We start from the raw sequence: 15266 nt of genomic DNA on the forward strand, positions 1-15266 counted from the left end.
TACAATACAATGGAAAACTATAAAACTATACTTGCCTGCGCGGCAATAACGTCAGTGTTTGGCTCTGCCAGCGCGCAATCCTTAAGTGAAATCGAATCTATCAAGGTCACGGGCTCTCGCCTTAATGTGTCAGCTGACAAAATAGCGGCGCAGGTTACTGTAATTGATCAAGCTCAAATAACACAATCTGGGGCAGTACTTGTTACTGACCTGCTGCGTGGATTACCGGGTATTACTGTTGCACAATCTGGTGGCGTAGGAGCGTTAACTGAAATTCGTGTTCGCGGTAGTGAAACCAACCATGTGCTGGTGCTTATTGATGGCGTAGTAGCCAACGATGAAGCACAAGGCGGTCTGATAGATTTGGCGCATTTGACCAGCAGCAATGTTGCGCGAATTGAATTTTTGCGCGGCCCTCAAAGCGCACTCTGGGGCAGCGGCGCGGTTAGCGGCGTGATCAGCATTACGACCGTCTCTGGTGCCATGGGCGACCAATTTCAAAGCACCCTTTCGGCTGGCACACAAAATACCAAACAATTCTCTGCTCGCGCAGCCAAACCAGTTTCCTATGGTCAGTTGGGTGCTTATATCACCGCACTGAATACACAGGGCTCCAATGTTGCACTGCAGGGTGAAGAGGATGATGGATATGACAATCTTACCGCGGGGGTGCAATTCAGCACTCAACTCAACGATGAAAACACACTCACCCTCTCTGCCCGCCATTCCGATTATGAAGTAGAGTATGACAGCAGTAATGGCGGCGTACAGGTTGACGCGGATAATGTGACAGACGGCAGCCGTCAACATCTACAGATATTGTGGAAATTCACCCCAAAAGACACCAACTATCATACTTCATTGCAACTCATTGGCAGTGAAGACGACAACAATAGCGTGAATAGTGGACTAAACACTGGCGGGACAACGGGTAATCGACTTCAGGCAACCTGGCTAAACGTTTACGATGTTAATGACAACTGGCAAATCGCCGCCGGCGCAGAGTGGGTACAACGCTTGTTCCAACAACGAGGCACCGCGAGCGATTGGGGCGACCCAAACCAAAAACAGGACGATGTGACGCGCTCTGTATTAACCGAAGTGAATGGACATCTAACGACCAGTACCAATGTCAGTGCATCGGCCCGGTTTGACAACAATAGTCGGTTTGACAACGCCACCAGCTGGCGCGTTGGCATTACTCAGGCGATAAATACCGAGATTAGCCTGTTTGCCAGCACCGGAGAAGCTGTCAGAGCACCTTCATTTACGGAGCTTTTCGGTTTCTTCGCCGCCTCCTTTGTTGGTAACCCCAACCTACGACCAGAAAAGAGTCAGAACTGGGAGCTGGGCTTCAGCTGGCAGCCAACCCCTGCGCTCTCTGTTGATGTCAGCTGGTTTAACAGTAAACTTACCGATGAAATAAACGGGTTTGCCTTTAATGCTGATCTAGGCTTATCTACGGCAGAAAACATGGCTGGCGATAGTAACCGAGAAGGCCTTGACCTAAGTGCGACAGCAACATTACCAGGGGCAAAACTTCAGCTAACATACGGTTATTTGGATGCCAAACAACCCTCTGGTGTTGACGAAACTCGCCGAGCCAGTCATCAGGGTGCGATGACGCTTTACTCTGATTTGAAAGACAGCGACTGGTCTGGGTATATAAAATTGGCTTATACAGGAAGCAGGCAAGACGACTCCTTTGCTACTTGGCCCGCAACCAAAGTCAACCTGAGGCCATACACGCTCCTCAGTGCTAACCTTGAGTATCAATTTAATGCCCATTGGCTAGCTTCGCTGAGATTAGAGAATGTGTTAGATACTGACTACCAAGATGTGGTGAGTTATGCAGGCAGACCATTGAGTGCCTTATTCAGTGTAAGTTATCGCCATTAATATCGGTCTAATCATCAACAAATTGCGATATTGCGCGATGCTTCATGGCTTATGCTGTGGTAGTCTAGCGCGTAATATCGTTGTAATGACTGAATTGGAAGACGTATGAAAAAACTTTGTACCTTGTTTATTCTCGCTTTTTTACTCCCTTTACAGGCTTTTGCTGTAGAACAGTGGGAGGAAGGCAAGCACTATACCGTACTTGATAAACCCGCAACGGAAAAACCAGAGATCCGTGAGTATTTCTCTTTTTGGTGCCCTGCTTGTTTTGGTGTTGAACCACTGATAGCCCAAATAAAGGAAAAGATGCCTGAGGATGTCAGTTTCAATAAGGTACACGTCAATTTTATGCGTTTTACCACACCAGAAATACAAGATGCTGCCACACGAGCCATGGTGATTGCTCGTGCCGTTAAGCAGGAAGATAAGCTGAATGCCGCTATCTTTAACGCTATTCACAGACAAAGAACCTCAATTACCGGGTTAGACGACTTGCGTAGCATTTTTATCGCGAATGGTGTCGATGCAGCAGAGTTTGATAAATTGGCCGCTAGTTTTGGCGTAAACAGCATGTTGAAGAAAAATAACATGCAGATAAACGATTATCGGAACTACATCAACGGTGTCCCTAATTTTATCGTGAACGGTAAATACCAGGCTCAGTTTACCCGAAACATGACCACTGACGATATCATCAACCTCCTGGTATGGCTCTCTCAACAGCCTTAACGAATATGTGATATCCCCGGTCAGACCGGGGATTTTTTTATGTCATCTGTTCACACCGCATTTACCGTAGTCGCCCCAGTTATTCTCCTAATTTGTCTGGGGAAGCTACTAGCCAAGCTAAATGTCATTCAGCCAGACTTTGTTACCGCCGCAAATAAACTGGCTTATCAGGTAACCTTACCGGGTTTGCTGTTCACTGCCATTAGTCAGGCAGACATGTTTTCGCTATTTGACAGCAAAATGATGCTAGCGGGCCTACTGGGCTCATTACTGTCATTTTTACTATTGCTAATTGGAACCGGGTGGATGAAGGTACCGCATCTGCAGCGAGGTGTGGTTGTTCAGGCCGGCTTCAGGGCAAACATGGGCATAGTCGGGCTTGCTATCTGCAAGGGTTTATTGGGTAGCAGCGGTCTGGCCCTCGCAAGTGTATACCTAGGTTTTATTGTACCCCTGTTTAATTTTTTGGCGGTTTGGGTACTGCTGCTTTTTTCCACGACTTATATAAGCCAAGGGAAGATCCTCCAGGAAGTTTTTAAAAGCCCCCTAGTGATTGCTGTTTGCCTAGCGCTTCCAGTTTCTTTGCTTGCGATCCCTATTCCAACGGTGTTGCTTAAAACGGGCGAATTAATTGGTCAGGTTACCTTGCCGCTGGCCCTGTTATGCATTGGTGCTACTATAAAATTTGGCGATATGCGTAAGCGGGTCCGCCTGCTCACTGTCATCACGCTGGCAAAGTGCTTTGCCTATCCTGCCATTGTTCTGTTTTTTGGCCTGATGTTTGCGCTTGAAGACAACGCCCTTGTTGTGCTCCTGTTACTGAGTGTGGCTCCCACGGCCACAGCCAGCTTCCCGGCAACCCAACAACTGGGCGGTGACAAAGTGCTGGCAGCCGATGCAATTGCGCTCACTACGGTGCTCTGCTTACCGCTGTACATGCTGATAATTGCTTTTTTATAGTCGCGCGCTCAGTCGAGCTTTGATCCACCTAAACAGGCTGGTGATGGTTGAACCTGTCCCCCCCGCTTTTCCCATTCATCCAGGGTAAAAGTATGCAGTGCCAGTGCATGTACTGGCCCCTGTAATGCTTCAGCCAACAGTTCATTAACCATTCGATGCCGCTGGATTAAGCGTTTTCCGTCAAAGTGAGAAGACACAATGGTGACATTAAAATGGCTCTGCGCACCTTCTGGTACATTGTGTTGATAACTTTCATCTACCACCTGCAAATGCACAGGTTGTAGTGCTGTATTGAGGGTCGTAGTAATAAATTCGTGTATGTTTGTCATATTTTTTGTATGTAACGAAAAGTCAGGTTGATTCTGGAAGCCATGTGGCGTGCTGATTTATTAACGCCATGATTGTAATAGGTTTGGGTGTCACCTGCCATCACCAGTAAGCTGCCGTGTTGCAACAACACTCTGTGCTTTTCAGAAGAAAGCTTGTGTTTAAAATCAAATGGTCTGCTTTGACCGAACGTAACAGATGCAATAACAGGGCGCTCACCCAGTTCGGGTTCGTCGTCAGCGTGGAAACTCATGCTGTCCTGCCCATCCCTATACCAATTTGCTAATACACAATTGAATGGTGCCTTGGCGGTCTTCTCGCATTTACGTTTAATAGATTCAAGTGATGCGGGCATAGGTAAAGGTGCCAAAGACAACCCAGAATAGCCGTAATGGCAATGCTGTTCACCATACCAAGCCTGAAGACGCGGAATTTTCACCCACCTGCCAAACAGTTTAATGGTATCCTGACGCCATTGAATATCCTGTAATAATTGATCGTAAAGCGCATCTGCTTCACGGGTCGTTAACCAGTCTGGATAGTAGCTAACGTCTCCCTGCTCGAGAGGTATCCGTTGAGCTATCGGCGTGCGGTGAGAGTGGAATAGTTCGTACTGCATAGACCATACTACGTGAAGAGTGTGCAAGGAGTTTATGAAAACTGAATTATTGTATAACGAAAAGACTTACCAGTTTTATCGTTATCCCGCAAAACATCAACATAAGACCCTACAAGCTTGGGGCGCTGAGGATGAATATGTGATGAATCATCTTCTGCAACAGCAGCAAGCGTTAGGCAAAATATTGATCCTCAATGACGACTTTGGTGTAATCGGTTGCCTGCTAAATAATGCGGCGCCAACTTGGCAACAGGATTCCTATGTTGCACATTGCGCCCTGCAAGAAAACATATCGCGAAATAGCCTCGAGTCACAGGTATCTGCACTGCCCAGCACCAAGCCTCTTGACGGTGTTTATGATACGGTACTCATTAAATTACCGAGAAACCTCAACTACCTACGACACCAATTGCAGATGCTCAGGCAACATCTTCACGATGACAGTCGCGTGCTTGCTTTTGGCAAAGTGAAAGCAGTAACAACGAATGTTCTGCAGATATTTGAATCTGTGTTGGGTAAAACTCACACCTCTCTGGCGGTAAAAAAAGCCAGGCTTATCTTCTGTCATCCTGATCCCAGTAAACTGTCTTCGACAAAAAACCAAACCACGACACATCAATGGACGGTTGATGCGGAGGGGTTAGATGGACCGGTTAATATGACTAATCTTGCCAATGTATTTTCCGGACAAACGCTTGATATTGGTGCTCGCTTTTTACTCAAACATCTGCGTATTAATGACAATGAGCGGGTATTGGATTTAGGGTGTGGGAATGGCATCTTAGGCCTCTCCGTGCTGATTAACACTACGGGTAGCAAGATAACCTTTGTCGATGAGTCTTTTATGGCAGTAGAAAGCGCCCGTTTAAATGTGCGCAATAATACGGCGCATGCCGAGGAAAACTGTACATTTGTGGTAGACAACTGTTTAGAGAAGCACCTATCTGGCACTATCCCTCATACCTATGATACCGTCTTGTGCAATCCGCCCTTCCACCAACAAAACACCGTAACTGACCACATCGCTTGGCAAATGTTTTCCGACGCCAAACAAACGCTTAGAAAAGGCGGCAGACTGATTGTTGTTGGTAACAGACACTTGGGCTATCACGATAAGCTAAAACGGCTGTTTGGTGGTGTGAAGGTACTTGCAAGTGAACCGAAATTCGTTATTTTATTGGCTGTTCGTCGATAGGAGTTATTATGCATTCACACCGTTTAGTTCGTTTTTTCATCTGTTTACTCTGCTTCTCCTTTTTGTCAGCTTCAGCACCAGCGATTGCCGATGAAAAGGAAGAGGACGGCTCACATATTCAACCGGATAACTTATATCCGCGCGTAGCAATGCACACCTCAATGGGTAAGTTTGTCATTGAGTTAAATCGGTACAAAGCGCCTATCACGGTAAACAACTTTCTACGTTATGTAGATAAACGCATGTTTAACAACACGATTTTTCATCGAGTGGAATCTGATTATGTGATTCAGGGTGGCGGTTACACTGTTGATATGAAAGAGAAGCCAGATTTTGGCGATATCTTTAATGAATCGGGCAACGGGCTAAAAAATGATTACTATTCAGTGGCAATGGCGCGTCAGGTTGACCCGCATTCCGCCAATCGCCAATTTTTTATCAATATGAATGACAATGATGGCTTAAATCCAGGCAGAAGCTGGGGCTATACTGTGTTTGGAACGGTTATTGAGGGGACTGAAATATTAGATAAAATCAATCAAGTGGAAACCCATTATCGTCCTTTATTACGCATGCAACACGTCCCCAAAGAGCCCATAATATTAGAAAATGTTGTATTGCTACCTGAGCTATAAGTTATATGTTGTTTATATTTTACACGGAGAAAAAAAGCGCGTAGTGTAATTTTAAGGTTTTCTACTCGCACACACTACAAGGATGTATACATGCTTATTCGGGCATTATGTTACATAGTGATCAGTTCAGCACTGTTCGCCAGTTCTATAATTGCAAGTTCGGCACAAATCACGCTTCAAGATGGCACCAATATAAACTTGGACATAGTGTCCGGTGCTAAGCAAGTCACGCTTTATAATGGGAAATTCCACCTTACCTACGATGCAAAAACTCAGCGACAGGTCATAGTTGAATTATCCGAACCATCGTTAATGGATAAACGAGTCGCGTTACGCGAGAACAGCCGCGTCGGTGCAAACCTACGCTCGCGAGTTGTCGCGCATCAACACGTTATTGCGCAGCAACAAACTCAGGTCGTTTCAACGCTTAAAAGCATGGGTGTTCAGGCTGCACCAATAAAACAATTCGTCAATGTTATCAACGGCTTTGTTATAGAAGCAGACGAGACCACAATCAAACACATTGCCGCTGTACCTGGCGTAAAATCAATCTCACAGCCTAAAATTTACGCCAAATCACTTAGTCAAAGTGTTGAATTGATCAATACGCCCTTTATGTGGTCCTTAAAGGACAAAAATGACAACGTTGTATTAGGCGATGATATTGACGTTGCGATTCTGGATACAGGTATTGATTATACCCACCCAGCCTTAGGTGGTTGCCTAGGAGAGGGCTGCAAAGTTGTCGATGGTTATGATTTTGTTGACCAAGATGACGATCCTATGGATTTAGACGGCCATGGTACGCATGTTGCTGGCATTGTTGCCGCAAACAGCGACACCATGAAAGGTATAGCGCCTAATGCCAGACTACACGCCTATAAAGTGTTGAATGATGAAGGCTTCGGCTCTGACATTGATATTATTGCCGCCTTAGAATATGCCGTAGATCCCGATGGCAACCCATCCACTGATGATATCATTATCGACGTTATCAACATGAGTTTAGGTGGTGGTGGCGACGCAGACGCCCCACTTTCCCGAGCGGTCGACGCAGCGGTAGATGCAGGTATAGTTGTTGTGGTCGCAGCGGGGAATGAAGGTGACTACGACGATATCAGGACGTCGTCGCCGGCCTCCGCTGCAAAAGCGATTACGGTCGCCTCAAGTACAAAGTCAGACACAATTTCGGATTTTAGTTCGAAGGGCTCAAGAGAATATCCGAACGGGCTTAAACCAGAGATCACTGCACCTGGTAGCGACATCCTTGCGCCCTATCTGGCCCAAGGCGAACAGTCATTAAGTGGCACCAGCATGGCTGCACCTCATGTGGCAGGAGCCGCCGCTTTATTGCTTCAGGCTTACCCCGATCTCAGCCCGATAGAAGTCGAAATGAAACTGATGGCAGCGTCGGTTAATTTGGGGGTGAGTCCTTATGAGCAAGGGTTTGGGCGGCTCGACTTTTTACGCATTGAAAGTACGGATTTACTGATAGCAGACGGTTTAGTTAACTTGGGTAAAATAGACAATTCGCAGAGCAGCTATACGATAGACACGCAATTAACAGTAATAAACACCAGTGACATCGAACAGACGTTTTCAATTGCACTCATGCCTGGGTTACCTGAAGGGATTGACGTTAACTGGGGAGACACCAATGAGTTTACGGTAACCGGCGGACAATCTTTGACTATTCCAGTCACGGCTAACATTGAGGATATGGCGTCAATTCCTTACCCTGAAGACGGGTCTCCCGTTCACTTCTCAAGCATTAATCTGGTGAGTGATAATCAGGATCTGCACATACCCATTGTGTTGGAAAAGTCGGTTAGCCTGACCGTATCGCATAACTCTCCGTCATTTGGCCTTGTATTAGTCCTCAATGAGGAGGGCGACTTTTTTAGAAGCTTCTTCCTCAATTCAGGGCAAGAAGTATCGGTCTATGCGCCGCCTGGTGACTTAACCATGTCTGCGCAATTATACAATCTCACTCCATCGGATATTGGCCTTGATGAGCTGGGTGACGCATTTATCACTACGTCATTATGGGCCAGCGTCAGTTTAACCGACGACCAGAATTATGCATTTGATATTTATAGTCTTGATGCCGCTTTTGGGCTTGATAACCTCATTGACGAAGACGGCAATACACTCAGCTTTGAGCAAATGGAAAGCTATAACTCGATTGCTTATATAGGTAGCGATCGCACAAACACCATCAACATCATGCTCGATGTAGGAAAACATTTCCATGTGGTCGGCGCAGACAATTTCACTCCAGATTTGGAGTTTAACTTTGGCGGAAAACTGGCCGGGTTATCAGAAGAAGGGGTGGCGCGCTATTTTAATTTCAGTCATCAACCCGATGATTTAACCTCTCAAATGTATAGCATGGACTTGGCCACAGCAGAAACAGTCGAACTCAATTTTTCACTGCCATTTGAGGTCGACAATCCTTTGATCAAACAAGATATTATTAATGATTTTGGTGTCAGTACCGCCTGGGCGACACCCAAAAACAGTGATTTAGGTGTGTTGTATACACAAAAAAACCAACCAGAAATCGGTATAAGCGCGTTTGCAATTCTTGACCAAACTGAATCAGAGCGCGGCGATCTGGTTGCCAGTTCCGGCAAGTTTGTACCTGGTGATGGTGAACTGCGAAAAACCGTTGATGTGTCGGGTAATGCGCTGGATTTGTTGCTGCCCGATATCACCTTGTTACCATCATCTCTATCATGGTCGGGATTGGTCTACGAGCAAGACGACAGACTCGTGATAAGAAGTATTGGTCGGCATGAGGCTTACCTGACCAATAACAGAGTAAACTACTACGCGTCGGGGTTAAATAACAGGCTACACTGGTTGTGCGACGATGAAGTTCACCAGTCTCAGGACATAGTCGCAGATATAATGGTGACCTACTCAATACCAGAATTACCCTGCAATAGAAGAACACTGCAAATTACCTATGACAACTATCTTGAGGGTGAGGCCTATTCCTCTTCTCTCACCTATACCATTACGGATATTGAGAGTATTTATATCGAGGCGATAAACGGTATTTCACTGGAAAAAAATAGTCAGATACCTTTCGATCATGCCCTTAATAAAATCAGTAATAACATTGTGGTTAACGCGTCGATAGAAATGTTGGAAACACTCAGACTGGATTACAAAATCCAGGACTCTGAATGGAAGGAGTTGTTTGGAAGTATTGTAGAAAGCAATGACGCCAAGTCGTTTTCGCTACCGCTGATTGATGGTAATCACGTTGCAGATTTACGGCTTACCTATGGCTATAGTGGTGAAACTGTTCAACATTTAAGAGGTTTCTTTGCGTTTGGCGCTGATAGTGGTCAAGTCCAGGATGCGGACGATGACGGCATTCCAAATGATCAGGATACGGACAACGACAATGACAGCTATCCGGATAGCGAGGACGCATTTATCTATGACCCGGCAGAATGGATCGATACCGATAACGACGGCGTGGGTAACAATGCAGATCAGGACGATGACAATGATGGCACTCCCGATACCAGCGATGTTTATCCACTAGATGCATCCAGAGATGGCGCCCCTGCGCCTAAAGTAGAACCCCCTGTTTCAAACAGTTCAGGAGGTGGGAGTCTCCCTGCCTACCTGCTTTTAGCTATCACTGCGATGGGCATGTTGCGGCGCAGACCGGGACATTAATTTTTCAATAACCTTTCTGCAGTGTGCTTTATCGTCGTGACTGAGGCACGCTGCTCTGGGATAGAGAGGCTGGTCCAGGTCATCACTGATCCAGTCAGGCCAGTACTGAGTGGTATTAATAAAGCGCTCCACTTCAGAGGCCCCACCTGCCTCAAGGCAACCTTGGAGGCAGGTTGCAAGATAGCTGGCATTAACCGGATACTCACCGTCAGCAGGAACAATGTCCAGTGTATGGCAAATCCAGAATTGTTTGCTTTTGAGCTGCGCCAGGTCACTTTCTGACACTTGAACACTATCAAACACCAACTGTGAAAAGCTGACAGACTCAAATTGATAATCTTGTTCTCGTTGCTGCAAGCCAGGATTAAAGGTGACCGGCACTAACTGTGCATTCAACGAGGCTTGCTGTTCAGGCCATGCCCCCACGTACGTCTGCTGCTCGTGATACGCACGGGTTACCCAACCGCGTGCAAAATGTTGCACAGTAACAGGAATACCCTCATGTACGATGGCACTGTGTCGTTTTCGACTATCGGCACTCATTAAACTGCCGTAACCCAGCAGTATGTCGTTACTCTGTACGCGCTGTATCCAGCTTGTCAGTGTGCCTTTCATCATCAGCTATGTTGGGTCGATTCTCGCACCACCAACTCAGGTTCAAAAATCTGATGATTGATGGCTGCAGAAGGCTCACTCTTTTTCTTTTTGATGAAGTCAATGAGTGTCGATGCCGCTGTTTTGGCAATCATATCGTTTGGCTGGGCCGCCGTGGTTAATTTGGGCCAAGTCTGACGAGAAAACGGGCTGTTCTCAAAGCCAGCAATGGCCAATTCACGAGGCACATCGACTTCGTTGAGGCGTGCGGCAAACAACGCGCCTGACGCGATTTCATCATTACAACCGAATATAGCCGTGGGCTTATTATCCAAAGCACTTAGTGTTTTAAACCCATTTACCCCTGCTTCAAAAGAGTAGGTCCCGTCAACCACTAAAGCATTGTCAAACTCAAGCCCCTCCTCGGCCAATGCATTTTTATACCCCAGCAAGCGTTCATCTGTAGATTTGTGGCCTTTATCACCACAAATAAAACCAATGCGCCGATGCCCCTGTTGAATTAGATGGCGAGTAATATTTTGCGCGGCCGCACGGTCATTAACAAAAACACAAGGTTTTTTCTCATCGCCTGCTTTGCTGCCCGAGATTATACGCACATAGTTAACGTTCAATTCATCTAATCCGTCGAGAACCGACTGCATTTCAGAAAGTGGTGGCGACAACACAATTCCCGCCAATTGGGATTTTTTGATCATAGCGATGATTTCTTCAAGCACATTTGCATCGCTAGAATTGCAGGGGTGAATGATGAGTTCATACCCTCTTTCTCTGCATTCGTTCAAAATACCGTTTTGCATGCTAATAACGTAGTAAGCATTCGGGTTATCATAGACATAGGCAAGTGCATAGGCACTGGTCCCCGCGAGGTTGCGGGCCGACGTATTGGGTTGGTATCTGAGCTGTTCAATGGCCTTATTGACCTTCTCGACGGTTTCGGGTTTAACGGACGACTCTTTATTAATCACTCTTGAGACGGTCTTAAACGAAACGCCTGCCAGGTTTGCTACGTCTTTTATTGTGCTTTTCAAATCTGATCCCTAGGGCCTTAATTTACGATTATTAAGGACTTATTACTGCAGTTTCCCATACCCACACTACCGGTGTGTATAGCTAATGTTAATAAAAGTTTGCATGAAGTTTGGTCGTCGTGTAAAGTAATAAATAATGACAACGCTGTCAAAAAGCTCCAATACCACAGAATAAAGGAATTGGCCAATAAAATGACAACGCTATCAAGTAGATAAACAAAAACAACAGAGATGCAGTCTGCTTAATAAGTTTGCCAGTGGTTTCAGTAATGTGAACACAAGCTTATTAGCACCCGCATTGATTGAGGTAGGAATATGACAGATAAAGGGCAACTTTATCTTGGATTAGATGGCGGCGGTACTAAGTGCCGCGCAGCCTTAATGGCAGAAGACGGTAGCCTTCTCGGAAAAGGTCTGTCCGGCTCTGCTAATGTTTCCAGAGATTTTGATCAAGCATCATCTTCCATTGTTGAAGCAAGTATTAAAGCACTGGAAAGCGCGGGTATAGATAAAGAAGAACTAAAAAATATAAGAGTCGGTGCTGGGCTCGCTGGTGCAGGATTAGCATCTACTCAGAGAAAGCTGGCACAGTGGAAACATCCCTTTGCTTCTTTTGATTTCACCACCGACCTTCACACAGCGTGTATCGGCGCTCACGAGGGTGAGGACGGTGCAACATTAATTGTGGGTACCGGCTCTTGTGCAGCCAGAATTATGAATGGCAAAGTGGTTCAACTTGGCGGTCATGGCTTCGCCTTAGGCGATCAGGGTAGCGGCGCTTGGACAGGCCGAGAAGCAGTATCAAGGGTTCTTTGCCAGATGGATGGTATTTACCCCAAAGACGAGCTGTTTGAACTCATTTCTCACAGCCTCGGCATTAAAACGCAAGCCGAGCTGGTTGACAAGATGAATGGTGCACTGCCCAGAGAATTTGCGCATATCGCGCCGAAAGTACTGCAACTTGCGCTCGAGGGCGTATCACAAGCACAAGAGATTATCGTCTCAGGCGCAGGTTACCTTAGCAAGCTATGCCGCTTGTTACTCGCAGACAATGACCTCAAATTATGCCTGGTAGGCGGCTTGTCTTTACCTCTATCCGCGTGGTTGGATGACGATATCAGGGCTCGCCTGAACGATCCTCATCACAGCCCGGAGTGGGGGGCAATTCATTTTTGCAAAACAAATTTAAGTCATAGGAAACTGCAGAATGCAAACTAGTATCATGGCAAAAGAGGCCAGAGAATCCGCCAGTGTTATTAAGCATCAACTGGCAAAAAACAGCGATGTGTGCAAACAGGTTGCTGCGCACTTAAGAGAGCTGGATCCTGCTTTTGTATTGATGGTTGGCAGAGGATCATCTGATCACGCTGGCGTTTTCGCGAAGTACCTAATCGAAGTTGAAGTAGGCATTCCCGTCGCCGCTGCTGCACCTTCTGTAACAGGTGTTTATGGTAGTCAGTTGTCGTTCAAAAACGGGGTTGTGATTGTCATTTCTCAGTCTGGTCGTAGCCCAGACATTATTCGCCAGGTTGAAATGGCGAAAAAGGGGGGCGCTTATTGTATTGCGCTAGTCAATGATGAGACCTCACCGCTAGGTGAAATTGTCGATGCGGTTATCCCTTTGAGTGCAGGTGAAGAAAAAGCAGTTGCCGCCACAAAGAGTTACTTAGCAACACTAAGTGCAATATGTCAGCTTGTTAGCCATTGGAAAGCAGATGAGGCGCTGCTGAGCGGATTAGAAGCCTTACCTGCGGCAATGGAAGAGGTTGTAAAACGTCCACCGCAATTGTCCTCATCCTCCTTAGCCGACGTTCGTCACTGCGTTGTATTGGGACGTGGATTCGGTTACGCAGTCAGTAAAGAAATTGCGTTAAAATTGAAAGAAGTCCTCAGCATTCATGCAGAAGCGTTCAGCAGCGCAGAGTTTCTGCACGGGCCAGTGACACTGGTTGAACGCAAACTCAATATTGTCAATGTGGCGGTGCGTGACGAGTCAACTGAACAGCACCTCTTACAGATAGAAGAGGTATCAAAACGCGGGGCAAAACTCCATCACTTAGAAGAGTATGTAGAGGGTTTACACCCTCGCCTGCTACCCTTGTTAACATTACAGCGTTTCTATCTCGATATTGAGCAAGCAGCGCAGGATTTAGGTTATGATCCAGACCAGCCTCCGGGTCTGAAAAAGGTGACGGAAACTGTCTAGTATGAAAATCCGTGTCGAGCGTGCATTAACACCCGCTGGATGGCAAAGCGACCAGGTTATTACTGTCGAAAACGGGAAAATCGGCAGTATGTTGGCGTACCGTTCAGAAATGGGCCCTATACCGCAGCGTCAAGGCAGCTTGGTGCCTGGATTTTTTGATATCCAGGTGAATGGTGGCGGTGGAGCCTTATTTAATCACACTCCCACTCTGGCCAGTCTTAAGACGATGGCTGAAGCGCACAGGCAATTTGGTACAACGGCCATGTTGCCGACTTTAATAACGGATCAGGCAGACGTCATGTCCAACGCCGCCGATGCAATCGCTGAAGCCATAAGCGAACAATACGCCCCCGTTGTTGGTGTTCACTTTGAAGGGCCTTATTTAAGTAAACCCAAAAAAGGCGTGCACAGTGCAGATTTCATTCGTCCTCCTACCGACGCTGAGCTCGACATCATAATGCGCAAGGATTTGGGCAAGGTATTAATCACACTTGCTCCAGAAACCGTGTCTCCCGACATTATTCGAGAACTTACACAAGCCGGTGTAAAGGTTTGTTTAGGCCATTCCAACGCCGATTCTGACACTGCATTTGCAGCAATTGAAGCCGGAGCTGATGGGTTTACTCACCTGTTTAACGCCATGTCACCGATGACATCAAGAGAACCGGGCATGGTCGGTGTAGCCTTGGCCACAGCGCATACCTATGCCGGTATTATACTTGATGGTCATCATGTCGACGCCACTGTTTGCCAGGTAGCTCTCAAATGCAAAGGTGTTGATAGGCTAATACTGGTTACTGATGCCATGGCACATATCGGTCAGGAGCTCGACACATTACCCTTTTTTGATACCGAAATCATAAGGGTTGGTGACAAACTGACTACGCCAGATGGCACATTGGCAGGTTCAAACTTGGACATGCTGAGTGCAGTAAAATTTGCCGTCCAAAAACTTAACTGCACGTTACAAGACGCAATCTTAATGGCAGCTGAAACGCCCGCTGCCTATATGGGATTAGGCGAAGAGTTTGGACAACTAGCAGTAAACAAGCGCGCAGATATGTTGCTGCTCGACGAACAATTGAACATTCAGACATGCTGGTCATGCGGCGTTGAGTGTTAGTACCCAATTTGGTCTTATGGTTATGTTGTTCTCCGTAGTACCAAATGCATTTCAAAGGTATGAAATGCTTTTTTGAAAGTCAAAATCATGACTTTAAATCAGTGAAAGGCAGGACTCTTTCACTTTTTGCAGGAAGCAACAGGATGGATCCTGAAGACAACCTACTGCTTTTTTGCAGTGATTGTTTTCTCTCCGCTAAATTTTGTGTGTGTTTAGCCGGCGAAAGCCGGC

General features: G+C 46.4%; 13 protein-coding genes. 9 read left to right on the plus strand and 4 right to left on the minus strand.

Annotated features, from left to right (window positions below; translation table 11 throughout):
- The first annotated feature begins 9 nt into the window (after positions 1-9).
- The 3 genes from DRW07_RS14370 to DRW07_RS14380 all read left to right on the plus strand — a co-directional run bounded on the left by DRW07_RS14370 (position 10) and on the right by DRW07_RS14380 (position 3588).
- Entirely contained in the window at positions 10-1899 is a 1890-nt protein-coding gene (locus DRW07_RS14370) for a TonB-dependent receptor plug domain-containing protein (protein WP_124028622.1), read from the plus strand.
- 105 nt (positions 1900-2004) lie between these two features.
- Positions 2005-2628 carry a thiol:disulfide interchange protein DsbA/DsbL gene (locus DRW07_RS14375; RefSeq protein WP_124028623.1) on the plus strand — a complete coding sequence of 208 codons (624 nt, stop codon included), beginning with the start codon at positions 2005-2007 and terminating at the stop codon, positions 2626-2628.
- A 39-nt stretch (positions 2629-2667) separates the two neighbouring features.
- On the plus strand, positions 2668-3588 hold the full coding sequence (locus DRW07_RS14380; protein WP_124028624.1) for an AEC family transporter: 921 nt from the start codon (positions 2668-2670) through the stop codon (positions 3586-3588).
- Positions 3589-3596: 8 nt separating this feature from the next.
- On the opposite strand, the gene DRW07_RS14385 is transcribed toward DRW07_RS14380, so the two are convergent.
- The gene (locus DRW07_RS14385) at positions 3597-3917 is read right to left on the minus strand and encodes a BolA/IbaG family iron-sulfur metabolism protein (RefSeq protein ID WP_124028625.1); all 321 of its coding nucleotides are present in this window, start codon (positions 3915-3917) and stop codon (positions 3597-3599) included.
- On the minus strand, positions 3914-4534 hold the full coding sequence (locus tag DRW07_RS14390) for an alpha-ketoglutarate-dependent dioxygenase AlkB family protein (protein WP_124028626.1): 621 nt from the start codon (positions 4532-4534) through the stop codon (positions 3914-3916). Before DRW07_RS14390 ends, DRW07_RS14385 begins: the two co-directional genes overlap by 4 nt.
- Before the next feature lie 34 nt (positions 4535-4568).
- On the opposite strand from DRW07_RS14390, the gene DRW07_RS14395 reads away from it, so the two are divergent.
- From DRW07_RS14395 to DRW07_RS14405, 3 genes are all read left to right on the plus strand, one after another.
- Complete coding sequence (locus DRW07_RS14395; RefSeq protein ID WP_124028627.1) at positions 4569-5729, plus strand: methyltransferase; 1161 nt, start codon at positions 4569-4571, stop codon at positions 5727-5729.
- An 8-nt stretch (positions 5730-5737) separates the two neighbouring features.
- Positions 5738-6364, plus strand: a complete 627-nt coding sequence (locus DRW07_RS14400) for a peptidylprolyl isomerase (RefSeq protein ID WP_124028628.1) — start codon at positions 5738-5740, stop codon at positions 6362-6364.
- A 90-nt stretch (positions 6365-6454) separates the two neighbouring features.
- The gene (locus DRW07_RS14405; protein ID WP_124028629.1) at positions 6455-10063 is read left to right on the plus strand and encodes a S8 family peptidase; all 3609 of its coding nucleotides are present in this window, start codon (positions 6455-6457) and stop codon (positions 10061-10063) included.
- On the opposite strand, the gene DRW07_RS14410 is transcribed toward DRW07_RS14405, so the two are convergent.
- Both DRW07_RS14410 and DRW07_RS14415 read right to left on the minus strand, forming a co-directional pair.
- Positions 10016-10681 carry a gamma-glutamylcyclotransferase gene (locus DRW07_RS14410; RefSeq protein ID WP_240630644.1) on the minus strand — a complete coding sequence of 222 codons (666 nt, stop codon included), beginning with the start codon at positions 10679-10681 and terminating at the stop codon, positions 10016-10018. The genes DRW07_RS14405 and DRW07_RS14410 overlap by 48 nt on opposite strands.
- Positions 10681-11706, minus strand: a complete 1026-nt coding sequence (locus DRW07_RS14415; RefSeq protein WP_124028630.1) for a LacI family DNA-binding transcriptional regulator — start codon at positions 11704-11706, stop codon at positions 10681-10683. Before DRW07_RS14415 ends, DRW07_RS14410 begins: the two co-directional genes overlap by 1 nt.
- Before the next feature lie 315 nt (positions 11707-12021).
- Between DRW07_RS14415 and DRW07_RS14420 the strand changes: the two genes are divergently transcribed.
- The 3 genes from DRW07_RS14420 to nagA are packed head-to-tail and all read left to right on the plus strand — an operon-like array spanning position 12022 to position 15035.
- Entirely contained in the window at positions 12022-12924 is a 903-nt protein-coding gene (locus tag DRW07_RS14420; protein WP_124028631.1) for a glucosamine kinase nucleotide-binding domain-containing protein, read from the plus strand.
- The gene (gene nagB-II / locus DRW07_RS14425) at positions 12914-13912 is read left to right on the plus strand and encodes a glucosamine-6-phosphate deaminase NagB-II (protein WP_124028632.1); all 999 of its coding nucleotides are present in this window, start codon (positions 12914-12916) and stop codon (positions 13910-13912) included. The genes DRW07_RS14420 and nagB-II overlap by 11 nt, the downstream gene beginning before the upstream one ends.
- Position 13913: 1 nt before the next feature.
- Positions 13914-15035 carry an N-acetylglucosamine-6-phosphate deacetylase gene (gene nagA, locus DRW07_RS14430; protein ID WP_124028633.1) on the plus strand — a complete coding sequence of 374 codons (1122 nt, stop codon included), beginning with the start codon at positions 13914-13916 and terminating at the stop codon, positions 15033-15035.
- Positions 15036-15266: the final 231 nt, after the last annotated feature.

It is taken from the genome of Paralteromonas sediminis, assembly GCF_003820355.1.
Lineage (GTDB): Bacteria > Pseudomonadota > Gammaproteobacteria > Enterobacterales > Alteromonadaceae > Alteromonas_F > Alteromonas_F sediminis.

Coding starts and splice junctions, on each gene's coding strand:
- DRW07_RS14400 (WP_124028628.1), top strand. CDS start 5,738: ATGCATTCACACCGTTTAGTTCGTTTTTTCATCTGTTTACTCTGCTTC.
- DRW07_RS14375 (WP_124028623.1), top strand. CDS start 2,005: ATGAAAAAACTTTGTACCTTGTTTATTCTCGCTTTTTTACTCCCTTTA.
- nagA (WP_124028633.1), top strand. CDS start 13,914: ATGAAAATCCGTGTCGAGCGTGCATTAACACCCGCTGGATGGCAAAGC.
- DRW07_RS14420 (WP_124028631.1), top strand. CDS start 12,022: ATGACAGATAAAGGGCAACTTTATCTTGGATTAGATGGCGGCGGTACT.
- DRW07_RS14410 (WP_240630644.1), bottom strand. CDS start 10,681: ATGATGAAAGGCACACTGACAAGCTGGATACAGCGCGTACAGAGTAAC.
- nagB-II (WP_124028632.1), top strand. CDS start 12,914: ATGCAAACTAGTATCATGGCAAAAGAGGCCAGAGAATCCGCCAGTGTT.
- DRW07_RS14370 (WP_124028622.1), top strand. CDS start 10: ATGGAAAACTATAAAACTATACTTGCCTGCGCGGCAATAACGTCAGTG.
- DRW07_RS14405 (WP_124028629.1), top strand. CDS start 6,455: ATGCTTATTCGGGCATTATGTTACATAGTGATCAGTTCAGCACTGTTC.
- DRW07_RS14385 (WP_124028625.1), bottom strand. CDS start 3,917: ATGACAAACATACACGAATTTATTACTACGACCCTCAATACAGCACTA.
- DRW07_RS14380 (WP_124028624.1), top strand. CDS start 2,668: ATGTCATCTGTTCACACCGCATTTACCGTAGTCGCCCCAGTTATTCTC.
- DRW07_RS14395 (WP_124028627.1), top strand. CDS start 4,569: ATGAAAACTGAATTATTGTATAACGAAAAGACTTACCAGTTTTATCGT.
- DRW07_RS14390 (WP_124028626.1), bottom strand. CDS start 4,534: ATGCAGTACGAACTATTCCACTCTCACCGCACGCCGATAGCTCAACGG.